The 19,164-nt window shown below is 70.5% G+C and carries 15 protein-coding genes; 6 read left to right on the forward strand and 9 right to left on the reverse strand.

What is annotated here, in order from left to right:
- Nucleotides 1–14: 14 nt before the first annotated feature.
- The 5 genes from AABA78_RS03175 to AABA78_RS03195 all read right to left on the reverse strand — a co-directional run bounded on the left by AABA78_RS03175 (nt 15) and on the right by AABA78_RS03195 (nt 2,800).
- Complete coding sequence (locus tag AABA78_RS03175) at nt 15–851, reverse strand: sigma-70 family RNA polymerase sigma factor (RefSeq protein ID WP_171421758.1); 837 nt, start codon at nt 849–851, stop codon at nt 15–17.
- A gap of 9 nt (nt 852–860) precedes the next feature.
- On the reverse strand, nt 861–1,256 hold the full coding sequence (locus AABA78_RS03180) for a hypothetical protein (RefSeq protein ID WP_014398430.1): 396 nt from the start codon (nt 1,254–1,256) through the stop codon (nt 861–863).
- Between the two features lie 24 nt (nt 1,257–1,280).
- Nucleotides 1,281–1,715 carry a tetratricopeptide repeat protein gene (locus AABA78_RS03185; RefSeq protein ID WP_120530743.1) on the reverse strand — a complete coding sequence of 145 codons (435 nt, stop codon included), beginning with the start codon at nt 1,713–1,715 and terminating at the stop codon, nt 1,281–1,283.
- A 95-nt stretch (nt 1,716–1,810) separates the two neighbouring features.
- Entirely contained in the window at nt 1,811–2,374 is a 564-nt protein-coding gene (locus AABA78_RS03190; RefSeq protein WP_338261555.1) for a hypothetical protein, read from the reverse strand.
- A gap of 141 nt (nt 2,375–2,515) precedes the next feature.
- Nucleotides 2,516–2,800, reverse strand: coding sequence for a hypothetical protein (locus AABA78_RS03195; protein ID WP_338262367.1), 285 nt, complete (start codon nt 2,798–2,800; stop codon nt 2,516–2,518).
- A 280-nt stretch (nt 2,801–3,080) separates the two neighbouring features.
- On the opposite strand from AABA78_RS03195, the gene AABA78_RS03200 reads away from it, so the two are divergent.
- The 3 genes from AABA78_RS03200 to AABA78_RS03210 all read left to right on the forward strand — a co-directional run bounded on the left by AABA78_RS03200 (nt 3,081) and on the right by AABA78_RS03210 (nt 6,696).
- Entirely contained in the window at nt 3,081–3,683 is a 603-nt protein-coding gene (locus tag AABA78_RS03200) for a hypothetical protein (RefSeq protein ID WP_338261556.1), read from the forward strand.
- A gap of 132 nt (nt 3,684–3,815) precedes the next feature.
- On the forward strand, nt 3,816–5,135 hold the full coding sequence (locus AABA78_RS03205; RefSeq protein ID WP_338261557.1) for a flavin monoamine oxidase family protein: 1,320 nt from the start codon (nt 3,816–3,818) through the stop codon (nt 5,133–5,135).
- Nucleotides 5,136–5,226: 91 nt separating this feature from the next.
- Complete coding sequence (locus AABA78_RS03210; RefSeq protein WP_338261558.1) at nt 5,227–6,696, forward strand: hypothetical protein; 1,470 nt, start codon at nt 5,227–5,229, stop codon at nt 6,694–6,696.
- Here the strand turns inward: AABA78_RS03210 and AABA78_RS03215 are convergent.
- Together AABA78_RS03215 and AABA78_RS03220 are read right to left on the reverse strand one after the other, a co-directional pair.
- Entirely contained in the window at nt 6,686–7,774 is a 1,089-nt protein-coding gene (locus AABA78_RS03215) for an EAL domain-containing protein (protein ID WP_338261559.1), read from the reverse strand. The genes AABA78_RS03210 and AABA78_RS03215 overlap by 11 nt on opposite strands.
- A 15-nt stretch (nt 7,775–7,789) precedes the next feature.
- Nucleotides 7,790–9,238 (reverse strand): LVIVD repeat-containing protein, encoded by a 1,449-nt coding sequence (locus AABA78_RS03220; RefSeq protein ID WP_338261560.1) that lies wholly within the window; start codon nt 9,236–9,238, stop codon nt 7,790–7,792.
- Between the two features lie 183 nt (nt 9,239–9,421).
- On the opposite strand from AABA78_RS03220, the gene AABA78_RS03225 reads away from it, so the two are divergent.
- Entirely contained in the window at nt 9,422–13,006 is a 3,585-nt protein-coding gene (locus AABA78_RS03225) for a tolB protein precursor protein (protein WP_338261561.1), read from the forward strand.
- Nucleotides 13,007–13,049: 43 nt separating this feature from the next.
- Here AABA78_RS03225 and AABA78_RS03230 read toward each other — a convergent pair whose 3' ends face one another.
- Nucleotides 13,050–13,520: a hypothetical protein gene (locus AABA78_RS03230; RefSeq protein ID WP_171416377.1), complete on the reverse strand. Its 471-nt coding sequence runs from the start codon at nt 13,518–13,520 to the stop codon at nt 13,050–13,052.
- Nucleotides 13,521–13,876: 356 nt separating this feature from the next.
- Between AABA78_RS03230 and AABA78_RS03235 the strand changes: the two genes are divergently transcribed.
- Together AABA78_RS03235 and AABA78_RS03240 are read left to right on the forward strand one after the other, a co-directional pair.
- Entirely contained in the window at nt 13,877–15,706 is a 1,830-nt protein-coding gene (locus AABA78_RS03235; RefSeq protein WP_338261562.1) for a CotH kinase family protein, read from the forward strand.
- 69 nt (nt 15,707–15,775) lie between these two features.
- On the forward strand, nt 15,776–16,798 hold the full coding sequence (locus AABA78_RS03240; protein WP_338261563.1) for an NAD(P)/FAD-dependent oxidoreductase: 1,023 nt from the start codon (nt 15,776–15,778) through the stop codon (nt 16,796–16,798).
- Nucleotides 16,799–16,801: 3 nt separating this feature from the next.
- On the opposite strand, the gene pbpC is transcribed toward AABA78_RS03240, so the two are convergent.
- Nucleotides 16,802–19,162 carry a penicillin-binding protein 1C gene (pbpC, locus tag AABA78_RS03245; RefSeq protein WP_338261564.1) on the reverse strand — a complete coding sequence of 787 codons (2,361 nt, stop codon included), beginning with the start codon at nt 19,160–19,162 and terminating at the stop codon, nt 16,802–16,804.
- Nucleotides 19,163–19,164: the final 2 nt, after the last annotated feature.

Raw genomic sequence — 19,164 nt, forward strand, 5'->3', positions numbered from 1 at the left:
CGCCCTGCGCCTTGTCAGCGAGAACTCCGTCGAACTTCGACGCGCCCGTCTTCTGCGTCTGCTGCGCGCCCTGGTCCTGCAGCTTTTGCTGCGCTACCTGTCCCGCGGAGATGCCGCTCATCGGAGCCGCCATGTGACACCCTCCTTGCATCCGTCGAGGGGGGAGGGAGTTCCTCCTCCTCGTTCAAGAGTTCCTTGAGCCGGTCAATGGCGCGCGCGTGAAGCCGCGACGCCCAGCTCTTCGACTGCCCGATTTCAGCCCCTGCCTCTTCCAGCGTGCGGCCCTGGAAGTAATAGCCCTGCAGGAGCTTGCGCTCTTTCTCCGGAAGCTTCTCGATGGCCGAGCGCACCCGGTTCTTCAACTGCTCCATCTCCAGGCGCTGATCCGCCGGGAGCGATTCATCCACGTAGCCCGCCGCCTCCGCCCCTTCCGCCCCCGCCGCGAAAACCGCCGCGAGGCCCGCCACGGCATCCGAGATGTCTCCAATATCATCGTCGAATGACGCCCCGCGGTTGCTTGCGCCCTGCTCGCGGTCCGCCAGATTTCCCAGATACGCCGTCGCGCGCTCGCCTTGATAGGCCGTGCGGGCGTCGGCGCCGCGCAGGACGCCCATCTTCCTCAGACCGTCGAAGATGGCGCCCTTGATGCGGTAGTGGGCGAAGGTGAGGAAGTTGGCACCCACCTTGGGATCGAAGCGCTCCGCGGCTTCCAGGAGGCCGATCTGCCCATAGGCCAGCAGTTCATCCAGCTCCAGCTGGGCATTGAACTGCTTGCGCACGGTGGCCGCGAGCGACCGCACGTACGGGCCGTACTTCTCCAGGATGACCTTCCTGTCTTCACCCAGAGGCAAGCGGCGCGCTCACTCGGCCTTGGACCACAGCCGCTCGAGAACCTGGTTCAGCCGGGGATCATCCTGCAGCGCCCCGGCGATGCGGCCCGTGAGGGCAGCGGACTTCATGTTCAACTTCTCCTGGAGCACCTCTGAGACGAGCGCCTTCGTCGCCTCCTCCTTGCTCTTGAAGCCCCCGTTCTTCAGCCGCTTGGCGATGGCGAGTGCCTGCGCCGCGATCGGATCCGTGGCCTGGGGGCCCTGGACGTTGCTGGAGCCTACCAGACCCGAGGGCCCAACGAGAGACTCCGTGCGGTCCACCTTGCCGCCAAAGGACGCGCCAGAGGCACCCGACGGACCGGACGCCCCCTTCACGCCGCCCGCGCGGCCCTTCCCACCCCCACGTCCGACTCCACCGACAGCCATCGACGTACCTCCTTTTCCTGCCTGCTACTTCTTCGGCGGAGGCAGGGCCCCCGCTTCCTTCGCCTGGATGAGCGCCTGGGCCAGCTTCGCGCCGTCGCTTTCCGGCTCCAGGTCGATGGCGGCCTTCAGTTCCTTGAGGGCCTCCGGCACCTTGCCCATGAACAGCAGGGCCTCCCCGGCGTGTGCCCGGGGCAGCGACGACAGGGGCGCCAGGCGCTGGGCCACCCGGTAGGCCGCCAGGGCCTTGTCGTGCTTGCCCTGCGCGAACTCCACGGCGCCCAGGCCGATCTGCGGCACTTCGCTCTTGGGCATCAGCGCGGCGGCACCGACGAAGACCTCCTTGGCCTTGTCGAAGTGACCCATGTCCAGCCACAGGTAGCCGGACTCCAGCAGGACCATGGCCGGCTGGCGCGCCAGGGGCACGAGGCTGTTGGCAATCTCCGAGGGGGTCTCCGCCATGGACGTCGCGCTGCCTTTCTGGTCGCCGGAAGCACGGAAGGCGGCCGTCGAGGGCCGCCTTCCTTGCACCGGTCAGATTCCGCTGTCGGTGAAGACTAGCGGATGTTGCCGATGGAGTTCTTGGTCGTATCGTGCCGCGACTTCATCACGTTGGAAACAGCCGTGAAGAGCTGCGACTCGTGCTGCATGGCGGACTGCATGTTCAGCAGCTTGACGTTGTCGTCCATCATCGACTTGAGCGAGCCGTTCATGTTGAGCTGGTCGCCCACGCTGCCGCCGCCCGAGGCGGAGCCGACGCTGGTGCCGATGGTGGAGGCGGAGCCGCCCGTGGAGGGCAGGCCCGTGCCCGCACCGGGCAGGTTGGTGGAGGGCACCGCGCCGGAGCCGGTGTTCATCACGCCGACGTAGGGGCCGCCCGCCATGCCGGAGCCGGAGGCGCCGGAGAAGGTCTGCGCGGAGGAGACCGCGGCGGAGACGATGCCGGCACCGGGAACGAAGCCCGCCACCGCGCCCACGCCCGCGCCCACGGCGCCGACGGTGCTGTTCAGGCCGTTCTGCACGCGCGCGCCAAAGCTCGTGTTCGGCGTCTGCCGAGCCGTGGTCATCTGGGTGTTCATGCGCAGGTTCGGGCCCATCATGCCGCTGTCGATCTTGCTCATTTCAGCCTCCGCGCTGGTGCCAGCGTTGATTCAAAAGGGGAGCCGGGGATCATCCCGTGGCTCTTTCAATGGATTATCGGGAGAGCCAGCCGCCGGTTGCCTGCTGGTGACGAGAAATCGTCATGGCTCCCGAAAAGCCCGTCATTTCCGGCCCTTGGGCTGCTTCGACTCCGCGACGAGCTTCTCGCGGACGTCCACGAGCAGGGCCAGGAGCTCCTCGGACCGCGCGATCGCAGCCTGGGCCTTCTTGCCGACTTCCGCGCGCGGCCCCTTGAGTTCGGCGAGTCCCTGCTTCACGGGCGCGAAGAGCGCCTGGACGTCGCTGGCGGAGGCCTTCTCGATGAAGGTCTCGACGGCGGGATAGGACGGGACAGGCAGTTCCTGGGGCTGGGGCTGCGGCGCGGAGGGCCTGGCGGGCGGGGGCATCGAGGTCACGATCTCCTGGCGGGGAGCAGGCCATGCGGCCAGCCTCCGCTCTTTCCCCAGCACGCTAGGTGAATCCGGAATCGGCTTCAAGCACCCCACCCGGCGGCTGGAGTGCCGGTTGTCGGGTCTGGACCACGTCCCACGGGCCGGGGAGCGAACGGGCACGCACGCGGTCTTCTCCCCCCGACCTGTCCCCCGCTCCCATCACCCCTAGCTTTTTCCCAGCGGGGGGCCGCGCAGGTGACACCCCGTCCCACTCACATCATCCGGGAGAGATTCCATGAAGAAGCTCATCGGGGTTTTCGCGTCCGTGGCGCTGTTGGGTTCGGGCGTGGCCTTTGCCCAGGACAGCGCGACGCAGGGTTCGCAGCAGCCGTCGACGTCCTCGGGCAGCATGCAAGGCTCGTCCAGCGGCAGCTCGGACGCCATGGGCGGCTCGGGGTCGTCCGCCGCGCACTCGACGGGTTCGTCCTCGTCGAGCATGACGGGCGCCAACGAGCTGACGGGCAAGGTCGTCAAGAGCGAGAGCAAGAAGGTCTACATCAGCAGCACCGGCGGCGCGGTGGTGCCCCTGGACATCGACAAAAACACGCAGTTCACCGACCCGAGCCTGAAGAACGCCAAGAGCCTGAAGGAGGGCCAGGAGATCCGCGCCAGCTTCCAGGTGAAGGACGAGAAGAACATGGCGACCAGCATCTCGCCGAGCCAGGGCACGGGCGGCTCGGGGTCCGACGTGATGTCGCCGGACTCGTCCATCAACGAGGGCACGGGCGGCTCGGGCATGGATGACAAGAACCAGGACATGGGCAAGGGCAACGGCTCCACGATGAACCCGGACACCGGCTCCAGCACGGGCTCCAGCAGCTCGCCGAAGACGTACTAGTCCCGCCTCTCCCCTCCCCTGTCCTCCTCCCGCCTGGGAGGGGGACGGCCGGCGCGCGGCCCTCCGTTCCTCAGGTGGGCCGCGGGCGTCTTTTTCGTGATGGGAGCTCCGCTTGGGCGGAGCAGGAGCGGCATGGTTCACGAGGCCGACGTCATCATCCTGGGCGCGGGCGCCGCGGGGCTCGCCGCGGCCGAACGATTGATGGGCAAGGGCCTGCGGGTCATCGTGCTGGAGGCGCGCGACCGCGTGGGCGGCCGCGTGGCGACGATACGCGACACGGTGGCGGACGTGCCCCTGGAGCTGGGGGCCGAGTTCGTCCACGGCAAGCCCGCCGCGCTGCTGCGGCGCATCCGCCGGGCCGGGCTGACAGTGAGCCCTTGCAACGACACGCATGCGCTCCTGTGGCGGGGGAAGCTGGACGACGGGGAGGAGTCCTTCGCGTTCCAGGAGCCCTTGAGGTCCGCGAAGGCACCCGACCGTCCCATGGCGGAGTGGGTGGCGGAGCAGGCGCGTCTCCACCAGTGGCCGCCCGTCGTGAGCGCGATGGCGCGCTCGTACGTCCGGGGGTTCTACGCGGCGGATCCGGACGTCGCGAGCACGCTCGCCATCTCCCGGATGGAACGGACCGCGGAGGCCTCCGGGGGCACGACGCCGTCACGCGTGCTGGAGGGATACGACCGCGTGCTGCACGCGATGGCCGCGAAGCTGCTCGCGAAGCCGGGCACGCTGTTCCTCAACGCGGTGGCCGAGGAGGTGCGCTGGAAGCCGGGCTCGGTCCGCGTGCGGGCCCGGACGCGGCAGGGCACTCCGCTCGGGACGTTCCAGGGTGGGCACGTGGTGGTGACGCTGCCCGTGGGCGTGTTGCAGGCGAAGCCCCCCGCCCCTGGCGCCGTGCGCTTCGTGCCGCGCGTGCGTGCGCACGAGCGCGCATGGAACCGGTTGGCGATGGGCGCCCTGGTGAAGATCCTCCTGCGCTTCCGCACGCCGTTCTGGCGGGAGCAGGAGGCCACCGCTCGCTTCGGCTTCTTCCATGCGCCCGCCGCCCCGTTCTCCACGTGGTGGACGCTGGCGCCTCACCGGCGCACGCGGCACCTGGTGGGCTGGAGTGGAGGCCCCTCCGCGGCGGCGTTGTCCGGCTCGAGCGACACGGTGGTGCTGAGGCGCGCGCTCCAGGGGCTGTCCCAGCTCTTCCATCGCTCCGTGCAGGAGCTGAACGAACAGTTGGAGGCGTGGCACGTGCAGGACTGGCAGGGCGAGCCGTACACGCGCGGGGGCTACGCGGTCATTCCCTCGGGCGCGATGGACGCGGTCGAGGCGCTCGCCAGGCCCGTTGGGAGCACGCTCTTCTTCGCGGGCGAGGCCACGCACGTCGGCGGTGATGAGGGCACCGTGCATGGGGCGCTTGAGACGGGCCGGCGCGCGGCGGACGAGCTGTTGGCCCGGCGCTCGTAGGCTTGAGCCCCCGTCGCCCTCCAGGCGGGCCAGCGGGCGGAGGGGCGGTGGCCGCGATGTGGCAGCGTTCGCGCGTGGACATGTTCACGGCATGCGCCTCTGGATTGCCCTCGTCGCGGGATTGAGCCTTGGACAGACGGTGGAGGTGGAGCCGTTGCCTCCGAAAGACCCGTCCGTGAGGGACCCTGCCGCCGCCGCGCTGCAGGATGCCTACGAGCAGGCCGCGGACGACCTGGACGGTGCGCGTCCTCCACAGGGCTATGTCGTCCAGAACCCGTCGGACCCGACCGAGAGCAACTACCGCACGCTGACGCCGGTGCTGCCCGATGGCAACGCGCCGGTCACTTCGGGCGAGGTCGCGGTCCAGGAGTCACAGAAGTACGTGGCTCCTCCCGTTCCCACGGTCTTCGACCAGCAGGCCGCAGCCAATGAACCGGCGGCAACGGCTGAATCCCAGCCCCAATCGGGCACGGGTGGCGCGGGCGCGGCGGGCACTTCTTCGACCGAGGGAGGAACCACCGCGGGACAGTCCGATACCGGCGCGGGCGCGGCTGGGACGTCGCCGGCCGCCGGGCCCACGAGCGCGAACGCCCCGGGCTTCGGTGGCACCTACGACACGGGCGCGTCGTCCTCGGCGGCTCCGGGCAATGTCGCGTCGGGCAGCTCGGGCGCGCCCCCGCTGGATTCATCAAGCGTGACGGTGCAGGAGCCGGGCACCGCGACGGGTGGCTCAGGTGCCGCCGGGACGACGGGGACCGGGACCGCTACCCCCGAGACCGCTACGGGTGGCACGGGGGGTGCCGGAACCGCTACGCCCGAGGCCGCCACGGGTGGCGCGGGTGGCGCCGGGACGACGGGCACTACCGCTCCGGGGGCCGAGGCTCCGACCACTCCGGAGGCCGCGACGGGTGGCTCGGGTACGGGGACCGCCGCTCCGTCAGGCTCCACCGCCGTGCCTCCGACGGGAACGACGGCACCGGTTCAGGGTGGAACCTCGGCCGTGACGCCTTCGGGCCAGACGACGTCCACTCAGCCGCAGGCGCAAGGGGCTGCCGCCCCGAACGCCAACGCGGCCAACGAGGAACTGAAGGCCCTGCGCCAACGCATCGCGGATCTGGAGCAGGACCTGGAGGCCCGCGACACGCGCGCCACGGAGCGCACCCAGGCCGTGCAGTCCCAGGTGGATACGCACGAACAGCGCGCCTACCAGACCGAGCGCAGCCGGCAGCAGCGACTGGCGCGCATCCAGTCCGGCGGCCAGTGGATGCTCGCGGCGGATCAGGCGCTGGAGCAGGGCGAGCTGGGCGTGGACAACGCGCTGGGCATCGCCGACCAGGACTTCTCCGCCGTGCGCCAGAGCGCCTCGACCGATGGGCAGGGCTCTGTCGTGGTCCAGGCCGAGCGCATCCGCGCGCAGATCGCCCTCGCGCGGGACGCCGCCGGCCGCCGGGACATCTACGCCGCGCGCATCGCCCTTCAGAACGCGGGCTACATGCTGCAGTTGGCGCGCGCCGCGAACCTGGAGCGCTCGGGCACGTCCAACTCCCTGCTCAATCCGTGATGCGTGGGGTGGCGCGGGCCGGCGCGTCCGCGGGCCTCGCGATGAGGTAGCCCTGCACGAAGTCCACGCCGTGCCGGCGCACCCAGGACAGCTCCTCGGGCGTCTCGATGCCCTCGGCCACGGTCTGGATGCCCAGCTGCCGGGCGATCTCCAGCAGCTTCTCCACGATGGACGCCTTGTAGGGGTCCGCGTGGACGCCCCGGACCAGCTCCATGTCCAGCTTCATGAACTCCGGCCGGAGCTGGTGGATGAGGTTCAGCGACGAATAGCCCGCCCCCAGGTCGTCCAGCGCCACCTTGAAGCCCGCCGCCCGGTAGAAGTCCACGATGGAGCGCAGGTGCGCGGCGTTCGCGGCCCGGTCGGATTCGATGATCTCGAAGACGACGTGCGACTCCGGGATGCCCGACTCGCGGATGGCCGCCACCGTGGAGCGCAGGCAGAAGGCCGGGTCGTAGATGGCCGTGGGCGTGAAGTTGATGAACAGGTGCGTGCTCAGCTGGTGCCGCACCGCCTCGCGGATGGCGGTGGTGCGCGCGGCCAGGTCCAGTTGGAACAGCAGGTCCGCTTCGCGCGCCGTGTCGAACATCCGGTTCGGCGGCACCAGCGCCCCATCGCGGTCGCGCCCTCGCAGCAGCCCCTCGTGCGCGAAGATGCGGGAGGTGTCCTGCGCGTGGACGATGGGCTGGAAGAACGTGGTGAGCCGCGACTCCGCCAGCATGTCCATCAGCCACCCGGACTGATGCAACGTGGTGAGGCGCTGCAGTGAGTCCACGCGCGGGAAGTCCGCCATGCCCGGCTCGCCGTCGCCCACGATGAAGAGGGCGCGCGTGCCCCGCACCTCCTCCGCCGTCAGCACGTTGGGCAGGTGCGAGGAGAGCTGCCGCAGGCCACCCTCCCCCATCTCCACCACCACGCACTGCGCTTCGGTGCGCAGCTGGAAGCGGCCGCCCGAGTCACGCAGGTGCGCCACCAGCTTGCCCAGGCTGTGTCCCAGCGGCGGCCACAGGAAGAGGCGCCCCGGAGTGTCAGGCGCCTCCGGCAGGGTCTGGCAGCGGCCACATCCGTTCAACAGGGTCATGAAACAGCCTTGGCGTCACGGGGTGTGGCGGAAGATGAGCAGTCCGCGCGACGTGTCCCACCCATACACCAGCCCGTCCGCGACGTGAACGCCCTGGAGCCCTTCGAAGAAGCCCTGGCCCCGGCCCGTGTCAGATTCGCTCCAGGTGTTGAAGTACCCGGCGGCCTTCGGCGTGCCCAGCGTGGACACGTCATAGACGCGCAGGCCGTCCTGGTAGTTGGCCACGTAGAGCGTCGTTCCGGACAGGACCATGCCCCCCAGGGAGGCCTCCGGACGCAGCGCCAGCTCCCCGCGCTGCACGATGGCCTCCGGGTGCGTGGCGTCCAGCGTGAGCAGCGAGGAGCCCCACGCGTCCGACCCCTGGAAGACGACGGTGGCGTCACCCAGCTTGCCCACCGCCAGGGCGCTGGTGGCCGGACCACCGAAGCGGCCCAGCAGCTTGGGGGCCTTCGTCGTCGCCACGTTCGCGAGGTCCGTCACCGTCACGCCGTAGCTCCAGTTGCTCACGTACAGGCGGCCGTCCTGCACGGCCAGGGCGTAGGGGAACTCGCCCAGGGTAGTGGACGAGCCCTCCACCGTGTAGCGCACCACGAGCGTCGGCGCGGCCGGCTGGGTCACGTCCAGCACGACAACGTCCGACTTGGGCTGCGGCGACGCGACGTAGAGCAGGTTGCCGTCCTTCGCCAGCGAGTCCACCCGCACCTTCAGGTCCGCGAGGAACGTCTTGTCGCAGAGCGGGACCACGGGGTTCGCGGACAGGTCGCAGATGCGCAGGCCCGTGGCGTAGGTGCCCAGGTAGAGCGTCGTGCCGCTGATGAGGGAGGTGGTGTACGTCTCCGAGGGGAACTTCTGCTCGGACACCAGCGTGGGGTGCGCGGGGTCCTTCACGTCGTAGACGAACAGGCCCTGGTCTCCCGCGGTCACGTAGGCGTAGCCGCCCGCCGTCACCACGCTGGAGGGCACGCCGCGGGGCAGCGCCGTCTGCCCCACGAGCGTCACGCGGTCGGACTCGGACTCGCCATCGCGCCGCGTCACGCGCGTGGCGGTGAAGGTGCCCTGCCGCACCGTTTCCCCGTTGCGGCAGACGCGGGCCACGCCCAGCACCGTGCCGGGGCCGGAGGCCTTGCAGCCCGCGAACGCGTAGCGCACCGCCGACCCGTCCGACCCGGTCACGTCGCTGGCCAGGAAGAACGTGTCCGGGGTGATCTGCTTCGTCGTCATCCCCAGGCCGATGAGCAGCGGGTCCCCGGGTGAGAAGCGGATCGCGGCGGGGCCCGTGTAGCCGTCCTCGAAGTTGATGTTGGTGTTCCAGATGCCTTCGGCCTGGACGGCACTCAACGTCGACCGGTCACATCCGGCCAGGTCGATGGCTTCAACCTGACACTCGGCCTTGTTGTCGGAACTGTCCTTGCCACAACCGAAGGCGAGGAACGCGGTAGCGGCCACGAGAGCGAAACGATTCATTCCCTCCTCCATACCGGGCGATCCCGACCGACGCCAAGTCCCCAGGCACGCGCAGAGGGGGATGGCCCGGGACGTCCACCGCAACGCAAAGAAACAAAACGACCGCTTGTGCGTTTCCAGTGGGAGAGGGAGCCTTCCTCCGGGCCCCTGACAGCCTGTCTCCTCGCCTTACCGAGGTGCTTTTTGAACCCCCGTCCGCACGTCATCGCCGTGCTGCTGGCCCTGCTCCTGCCGGAGCTCGCGCTGGCCCAGGTCTTCGTCGTTCCCCGCCGCGCGGGGAAGACGCCCGTGAACAGCTACGAATTCGAGTGGCGGCACATCGACATCCTCGTGGGCCCCGCCGCGACCGGCCTGGCGAAGCCCACCGACAACACCGCGCATGGGCAGCCGCCCGGCACGCAGGGCGGCGCCAATCCGAACGCGCCCACCACGTCGCCGCGGACGGGCGATCCGCAGTCTCCGCCGGGCGGGCCGGAGGTCACGCCTTCGGGCAACGTGCCCACCCAGGTCCCGGGGGATCGGATGCCCGCGACGGACGGCATCTCGCTGGACATGGGCGCGTCGGACGCGGGCGCCCCGCCGGCCGTCCTGGGCCTTCCCGACGGCGGCATCCCGCCCCCGGGCGTGGTGGCCCTGGCGGACGGCGGCACGACGGGCGACGCGGGCACGCTCGCGGGCGCGGCCAATGGGGATGGCGGCACGGTGTTCTCCGGCGCGCCGCTGCTGCTGGGCGGAACGGACGGCGGCTTCAACTACACCTACGCGAAGGACCTGGGCGCGAAGACGGGCGGCGTGCGCTTCTACTTCTACGAGCGCGAGCGCGACGTGGCCGAGCGGGCCGCCCCCATCATCGAGGAGGCGTACCGGTACCTGGTGGATCAGTTCAAGTACGTCCCCACGGAGACGTTCCCGTACATCCTCTACAGCAGCTACGCGGAGTTCCTCCAGACGAACGTGTTCGCGGTCTCCGAGGGCACGCTGGGCGTCACCTCCACGGAGGACCTGAAGCTGTCGCTGCCGTACCTGGGCGACCACCACCTCTTCGAGGAGATCAGCACGCACGAGATGGCGCACCAGTTCACCATCCAGAAGGTGCGCACCGTGGCCGAGCAGGCCAAGACCTTCGGGGATCCGCTGGGCGGCTATCCGCTGTGGTTCATCGAAGGCCTCGCGGAGTTCTACGCCAAGCGCGGGCTGGACCCCGAGGCGGAGATGATGGTGCGGGACCTGCTGGTGAACCCGGACCTGATGAAGGGCTACGCGTTCCTCGACTTCTTCTCCCCCGGGCCGTACGGCTACCTGTGGATCTACAAGGTCGGCCAGGCGCGCGTGGCGTTCCTGGAGGACGAGTACGGCGCGGGCATCACCCAGCGGCTCTTGGAGGAGGCGCCCCGGCTGGTGGGCGGCTCGCGCGACTCGCCGTCGCTCAAGTTCGAGGAGCTGCTGGAGCGGCTGACGGGGGATGACCCGAAGCGCATCTCCGCGCGGTTCGAGAACTGGCTCAAGCGCCGCGCGTTCAAGACGTACCTGGACTCGTCGCAGACGGCGCCCGCGCTGGACTCGCTGGGCGAGACGCCCGGAATCGTGACCGCGATGGCCAGCGGGCCGGACGGCAACGTGCTGGCGCTGCGCACCATCGTGCCGGAGACGGGCGAGAGCCGGCTGTACCTGACGGATCCGCGCACGCCGGGCAAGACGGTGAAGGTGGCGGGCGACGGCGTGCCGGGCGTGGAGTCCCTGCACCCGGTGTCCGGCCGCAACTTCGCGCTGACCAAGGACAAGATCGCGTTCGTGGCGGAGCGCACCGGGCGCGACGTGCTGTACGTGCAGGACTACGTGCACATCTCCGAGAAGCGGGCCACGGACGTGCTCGTGAGGCGCTCGGCCGTCCGCACCGGCATCGGCACGGAGGTGGGCCTCAACGTGCAACTGGACACGGGTGACCGGCGCCAGTACCGCATCGACAAGCAGGGCGTGCTGGCCATCTACTCGCCGGCCTTCTCCCCGGACGGGCGCTACGTCGCGTTCATCGGCATCAACGACGCGGGCCTGCGCGACGTGTACCTGGTGGACCTGACGCAGGGCGAGGACGCGAAGGTCCGCAAGCTCACCGACGACGTCTTCGCCGAGCGGCAGCTCACCTGGGGCCCGTCGGGCATCATCTACACGTCCGACGCGACGTCGCACCGCAAGTACAACCTCTTCCGCGTGAAGCCGGACGCGCCGGCGGGACAGGCCGAGCGCCTCACCAGCGAGGAGCGCGACGAGGCGGATCCGCTGGCGCTGCCCGACGGCCGCCTGTTCTTCGTGGCCTACAACAAGAGCAGCTCCGACCTGCACGAGCGGCTGGCGGACGGCCGCATCGTGCGGCGCACCGACCTGACGACGGGCGTCTTCGAGCCGGGCCCCGGCCCCGACGGCGGCCTGTGGATGCTCTTCCACATGAGCGGTGAGCGGAAGCCGTCCCTGCTGCGCCCGCCGCGCATGCTGTCGCTGGAGAGCGCGAAGGAGCCGCCGGCGGATCCGCCCTCCCCCATGGCCCTCAAGCCGCTCACCGACGCGCTGGACTACAAGCCCTTCACCCGGGAGAACATCGAGCTGGGGCCCATCTTCGGCTTCGCGGGCGCGGGCGGCGGAGGCTTCGTGGGCCAGGTGTTCGCGTCCGCGTCGGACCGGCTGCGCGACCACCAGATGGTCCTCACGCTGGCGGTGTACGGCTCCTTCGAGTTGACGGACGGCCTCCTGCTGTACGTCAACGACGAGAAGCGCGCGACGTGGGGTGGCGGTCTGTTCCAGTCGCTGCGCTTCCGCATCGACAAGACGTTCGACTACCTGCCGGCGAACCAGCGGCCGTTCTTCATCTCGTCGGAGCGCTACTTCGGCGCGTTGGGCAGCCTGCGCTACCCGCTCAGCACGTTCTTCTACCTCCAGGGCGACCTGAGCATCGGCGGCACGAAGTACTTCCTGGATGACTTCAGCGAGTTCTACCTGGCGTTCCCGGAGCGCAACGAGGCGAACCAGGATCTCCTGTCCGTGTGGCGCGCGGACAACCAGCACATCCGCTTCCAGACGGAGCTGAGCGGGCGCATCGGCTACGACAGCATCAAGTACCACTACGCGACGGGGCCGCTCTCGGGCAGCTCCGTGCTGCTGGAGGCCACCGCCGGCGTGCAGCCCTTCGACGGGCAGGCGTACGGCAACCTGCGCCTGGACGCGGAGCGGTACTTCCCCATCTACGGCCGCACCAACTTCTTCGCGCGCCTGGGTGCGGGCACCACGGTGGGCGGCCGCTACGCGCGCTCCTACTACCTGTCCAGCTTCGACACCCTGCGCGGCGTGAACTTCGGCGACGAGCGGTGGCTGCTGGGCCAGCACTTCGTCTACTCCACGCTGGAGGCGCAGTTGCCCCTCAACGACATCATCCGGGTGGCCTTCCTCAGCGACCTGGAGGCCATCGCCGCGGTGGACATGGGTGGCGTGGGCGACGGCGCGAGGGACCTGTGGGACCACCGCGTGCTCAACGCCGTCGTCGGCTTCAACCTGTCGCTGGGGCCCCTGCTGCTGCGCCTGCACTTCGCGCGGCCCTTCGACATCAACGCCGCCGCGGGCAAGCCCGACGAAGGCTGGGTGACGAACTTCTCCATCGGCGTCGCCGGCCTCAACGGCTTCTTCGACACCAAGGGCGACCGCAGGCCGGGGTCGTCCACGCCGGGGCCGGCGCTGATGCCGGCGCTGGGCGGCGGTTACACGACGCCCCTGGTGCACTGAGGATCAGGGGCGCGCTTCCCTCTTCGTGGGGAGGCGCGCTCCTTCAGGACTGCGCGGCGACGAGGGCGGCGTTGGCGCGAGCCAGCGGCCCTCCGTCACTGGGGATGCGCTCGAAGTCCCCGCGCAGGGCCTTGATGGCGAACTTCTCCAGATCAATCTCCCGGCGGGTGCGCACGCCCAGCGCGCGCACGAGCACGGACAAGGGTCCGAAGCCGGTGAGGCCGTGCTGGAGGAGCAGGCCCAGGGTGACGCCGCCGAGCAGGCGAAGGCCCTGGCCGGACCTGCGACCCACCAGCAGACCGGCCAGCGCCACCACGGGGACGCCCACGACCAGGGTGCGGTGCACGTCCCACTCGTGCTCCAGCTTGTCGAGGTACCGGCTCATCTCCGAGCGGTCCGCCTGCTCCGCCATGTAGCGGACACACGACTCCACGTGGGCGTCGATGCGCCGGTTCATCGTGGAGGGCGCGTGGGTGCGCACGGCATCGGTCGAGGTCTGGTTCCAGGACTCCATCATCACTCCCTTGACGGACTCGGGCCGTCCTCCAGCCTGCTCCCAGGAAGCTAGGGTTGCTGGTCGCGTCCGTGCACAGGACCGCGTCCAGCGGCCGTCGCCCGGTTGGCCGCCTCGGGGGGGATGACGCCTGCCTCGCCGTCCCGGGGAGCAGGCGGGCAGACGTGACGACTCCCGACGCGCTCCGTCGCTGCCCCCGGGTGAGGGCAGGCGAGCATTCCAGGGAGGGAAAGAGTTTTCCTTCCGCGGGGTGCCCGCATGCCCTGCTGACACCTGCACGACCGTCCTTCCCTGGCAGGGAGGGTTCCCCCCGGCGCCGTGGCAGGGAGGCATGGGGCTTGCTCAAGCCCGGGTCGATGATGCGCCTACGACTCCTGATCAGCCTCTCGATGCTGCTGGCCGCCTGTGGCGGCGGCACGTCGAATCCCGATGACCCCTCCGTGACGGATCCCGGCATCACGGTTCCCGACACGACCGATGCAGGGGTGCCTGACGCGGGCTCCGTGGACGCCGGGACGCCGGACTCGGGAGTGCCCGACGCGGGCTCCGCGGACGCGGGGACGACGGACCCCGGGGATGGCGGGAGCACGGATGGCGGTCCGCAGCCGGTGCCGGAGGAGCAGCGGCCGTTCACGCTGCCGAAGGTCCAGACCGCGCTGCCGGAGTACGCGCTGATCATCCCTCCGGAGGCGATGGAGAAGTTCAACGCGGACCCGTGGACGGAGGAGCAGGACGCGACGTTCCAGGCGAACGGCAAGACGTTCCCGGTGAAGGTGCGGCTGCGCGGCGCCTCCGCGCGCTTCTTCGCCAAGAAGAGCTGGAACGTCAGCTTCGCGGACAAGGACAAGTTCGAAGGCCGCACGTCGCTCAACCTCGTGGCCGAGTACGCCGACGCGTCGATGATCGCGGAGAAGATCTCCTATGACCTGCTCGCCGCCATGCGCGTGCCGGCGTCGAAGGCGACCTTCGTGCGACTCAACGTGAATGGCCACTACGAGGGTGTGTTCCTGGAGGTGGAGCAGGTCAACAAGGCCTTCCTCAAGGCCAGGCAGTTCCCGGATGACGACGCGACCATCTACCGCACGGGCTGGAAGGACACGGAGTTCAAGACGTGGAAGGTGCCCTACCAGGGCGACTGGGTGAAGAAGACGAACGAGAAGGAGCCCGACGACGCGCTGTGGGCGGTGCTGGACGTCATCAACCATACGCCGGAGCCGCAGCTGGTCACCGCGCTGGAGAAGAACCTGGAGGTGGAGTCCTACGTGCGCTCCATGGTGCTGGACGCGCTGATGTCCAACAACTTCGTGGAGGACTCCGAGAGCTACTTCATGCACGACCAGATCACCGGCCGCTGGCGCTACGTGCCCTGGGACCTGAACAACGTGGATGCGCGTTGGTGGTACACGAACACGGTGGAGGACCAGTCCGCCTCCACGAGCAACATGAAGCACCCGCTGTTCAACTTCACGCTGCTGGATGGCTGGGTGGAGAAGATGTACCAGCAGCGCAAGCTGGAGCAGGGGAGCTACCCGGGCTACCTGCCGGTCTTCTCCAACCTGGGCACGCGCGTGGTGATGAACCCGGTGCTGCGCGCCCGGCTGGAGGCGCGGCTGGACAAGGCGCTGGACGAGTTCTTCACGCCGGAGGTGATGGACCCGTACATCGACCAGCTCCACTCGCTGATTGACGCGTCCATGAAGACCGACCCGTACATGGACTACGCGAAGTTCAGCGCCGGCAAGGCGTACATGAAGCGCTTCGTGAAGGTGCGCCGCGACTTCGTGGTGGCGGAGGTGAAGCGGCTGAAGGCGCAGCAGTCCACGCTGGTGCTGGAGGCTTTCGACCCGCGCGCGGGCTGGGTGGAGGTGGGCAACCACGGCACGCAGGCGGTGTCGCTCCAGGGCATGACGCTGACCACGAACCTGCGGGTGAGCCTGGCGGGCGGCGACTACGCGCCCACGGTCGTGAAGGCCCCGACGGGCGCGGTGCTGGGCAACACGACGGTGGCGCCGGGCCAGACGGTGCGGCTCACCGCCGCCTCGCTGGGCATCACCTTCCCCGCCAGCGGCGAGGTGGGCCTGTTCGACGGAAAGACGGTGGTGGGCGTGAAGGACGCGCTGTTCTACGGCGAGCTGCCCGCGGGCAAGCACTACGCCCGTGGCGCGGAGGGCTGGGAGGTGCGCTGAGTCGTCGCGCGGACACGGCTCGATGGCGGGGCGTGCGAGGCGGGCGGGGCCGGGTTAGTTACCCGGACCATGCCCGCCTCTCGCATTCTGGATGACCTGCTGCCGCGTCGTTCCGGTCCCCTGCCCCGCGTGGCCGTGATTGGCGCGGGCATGTCGGGGCTGGCGCTCGCGCGGGTGCTGACGGGCGCGGGCTTCGGCGTGCGCGTGCTGGACAAGGGGCGCGGGCCGGGAGGACGGCTGTCCACGCGGAGGAGCGCGGACGGGGGCACGTTCGATCATGGCGCGCAGTACTTCACGGCAAGGGATCCGCTCTTCCGGACGCTGGTGGAGGCGTGGGTGGCGGAGGGCGTCGTGGCGGAGTGGCACGGGCGCATCGGGACGCTGACGCGTGGGGCGGTGAGTCCCGCGAAGGAGTCCGAGCGGTACGTGGGCGTGCCGGGCATGAACGCGGTGGCGAAGGCGCTCGCGGACGGGTTGGACGTGCGCTTCGGGGTGCGGGTGGAGCGGGTGGAGCGCGACGGCCGGGCGTGGCGGCTGACCTCGGAGACGGGCGAGGACCTGGGATTGGCGGACGTGGTGGTGGCCGCGGTGCCCGCGCCGCAGGCGGTGCCATTGCTGGCGGGGGCGCCCGCGCTGGCGGCTCAGGCGGGGACCGCGCGGCTGTCGCCGTGCTGGGCCGTGATGGCGCGGTTCGAGGAGACGGTGGCGGTGGAGCTGGATGGCGCGTTCGTGGAGGACTCGCCGCTGTCGTGGGTGGCGCGCGACACGAGCAAGCCGGGGCGGGCTCAGGGGGAGCGCTGGGTGCTTCACGGGTCGGCGGAGTACAGCGCGGCGCACCTCGAGGAGACGGCGGAGGAGATAGCGCCGAAGCTCGTGGAGGCGTTCGGGAAGGCGCTGGGCAGGGATGTGCGCGCGGTGGAGGCCGTGGCGCACCGGTGGCGCTTCGCGATGCCCTCCCCGCCACTGGAGACGCCCGCGTTGTTCGACCCAGCGCTCGGGCTGGGCGCCTGTGGCGACTGGTGCGCGGGGCCGCGTGTGGAAGGCGCGTTCCTTAGCGGCGTCGCCCTGGCCCGGCGGATCGCCGAACGCTGAACCCTACTGCCGCTCGCGCACCACCAACGTGCGCCGCGCGGTGAGGCCGCGGTCGTCGGTGACGAGGATGTCGTGCGTGCCCACGCTCGGCTTCCACCACAGGCGCTCGGCGGCCTTCGCGGTTCCCAGGACGGCTCCGTCCACGAACCACGTCAGCTCGCGGTCGTGCGCGGCCTCCGCCTCCAGCGGGATCTTCTGCTCCTCCGTGTTCATGCCGGGGATGAGCAGCGCCACCAGCCCTTCTGGCGGCGAGAGGATGGTCGGCGTGTCCCGCTCGCCTCCCGCGACGCAGCCGGGCGCCAGGGGCGGCGGCTCGGGCAACTGCCGCTGCTGTTCCGCGAGCCACCGGCGCAGGCTGGACGGCCACGTGAGGTACACGCGCGACTCCGTCTTGCGCCCGTCCCGGCAGCCCGGCCCCACCGCCAGGCCCGACGCCACGTCCACCTCCACCCGGTGGTGGTACGGACACGGCGTCGTCGGCACCGCCGTGCGCACCGCGTCCACCCGCTTGCGCTGCGTGCACGCGTCCGTGGGCAGGTGCCCCGAGTACGCGCACACCTCCACGCTCACCAGGTCCCTGGGCGGCGCGGCGTCCTCCGCCTGCAATGCCGTGCCTCGCGGCCCCACGCCTTCCAGGATGTCGAACAGCAGCGGGGCCGCGTTCTCCGCGCCGACCAGGTGCACGCTCGACGCGTGGTCGAAGTTGCCCAGCCACACCACCGCCGTGTGCTTCGGGCCGGAGCCCGCCGCCCAGGCGTCCCGGTTGCCGAAGCTCGTCCCCGTCTTCCAGTGCACGCGCGCGGGCAGCCCCGTGAGCCGACGGCGCTCCGGGAAGTCCGGCCGGTCCCTCAACGCCAACGCCTGCCGCGTCAGCCACGCCGCCCCCGGTGACACCAGCGCCTGGGCCTTCCCGGGCGCCGCGTCCTCCTCCAGCACCCGCAGCGGCCGCGCCTGCCCATCCCCCGCCAGCGCCAGGTACACGCCCGTCAACTCCAGCGGCGTCAGCTCCAGCCCGCCCACCGCCGCGGACAGGCCGTAGTGCCCCGGCCGTGGATCCAGGCTGGTGACGCCCGCCTGCCGCAGTGATCCGAGGAAGCCCTCCACGCCCAGCCGCTCCAGGAGCCGCACGAACGGCAGGTTGAGCGACTGCGACAGCGCGGACTCCATCCGGACCAGCCCCAGGAACCGCCCGTCGAAGTTGCGCGGCTGATAGCCGCCGTACGCCACCGGGATGTCTGGCACCAGCGTCTCCGGCCCCACCAGCCCCTGATCAATCCCCAGCGCGTACAGCAGCGGCTTGAGCGCCGAGCCCGGCGAGCGCGGCGTGGCGAAGCCGATGATCTGCCCGCCGTGCTTCTCGTCGAAGAAGTCGAAGTTGCCCACCAGCGCGCGCAGCTCTCCGGACTCCCGGTCCGCCACCACCACCGCGCCGTTGTGGATGCCCTGCCGCTCCAGCCGCCGGGCCGCCTCCCCCATCGTGCGCTCCACGAAGCGCTGCGTGCCCGCGTCCAGCGTCGTCGCCAGCCACGTCGCTCCCGGCCGCCGCGCCTTGAGCCACGACGCCGCGTGCGGCGCTTCCCGGGGAAAGGGCGTGAGCACGTCCGGCACCGGCGTCGCACGCACCTCCGCCAGCACCGCGTCGGCCCCCACACCGTCCACGACCAGCCCCTCGGACTCCAGCAGCCGGCGGGCGATGTCGTCCCGCGCCGAGCGCAGCCGGTCCCGGTTCTCCGGCGACGGGAAGCGCCGGTTCGGGTTCTGCGGCACCGCCAGCAGCGTGGCGATCTCCGCCGGACTCAGGTGCTGCGCGGTGTGCCCGAAGTAAGCGAGCGCCGCCGCCTCCACGCCCTCCACGTTGCGCCCGTAGGGCACGAACTGGAGATACGCCTCCAGCACCTCCTGCTTGGACAGCCGCGCCTCCAACTGGGCGGCGCGGAACGATTCGATGACCTTCGAGGTGAACGTGCGGGGACGTGGCTCCAGCACGCGCACCAGCTGCATCGTCAACGTGGACGCCCCCGACACCCGCCGCCCCCGGCTCAGGTTGAGCCCCAGGGCGCGCAGGGCCGCGAGCGGATCCACGCCCGGGTGCTGGAAGAACCGCTTGTCCTCCAGGGCCACCAGGGCGCGGACATAGGCCCGGTCGATGCGGTCCTTCGGCGCGGGGATGCGCCACCGCTCGTCCGGGGCGAGGAAGACGTACGCGGGCGACCCGTCCCGGTACGCCATCACCACCGAGGGGGGCGCCGCCAACCGCTCCGGCAGCGGCACCCACCAGGCCGCCAGCAGGCCCGTGCCCAACAGCACGAGCCCCGCCAGCGCCACCCCCGCCCACTTCCTTCCATTGAGACGCACGCGACGCATGG

It is taken from the genome of Corallococcus caeni (assembly GCF_036245865.1).
Classification (GTDB): Bacteria; Myxococcota; Myxococcia; order Myxococcales; family Myxococcaceae; genus Corallococcus; species Corallococcus caeni.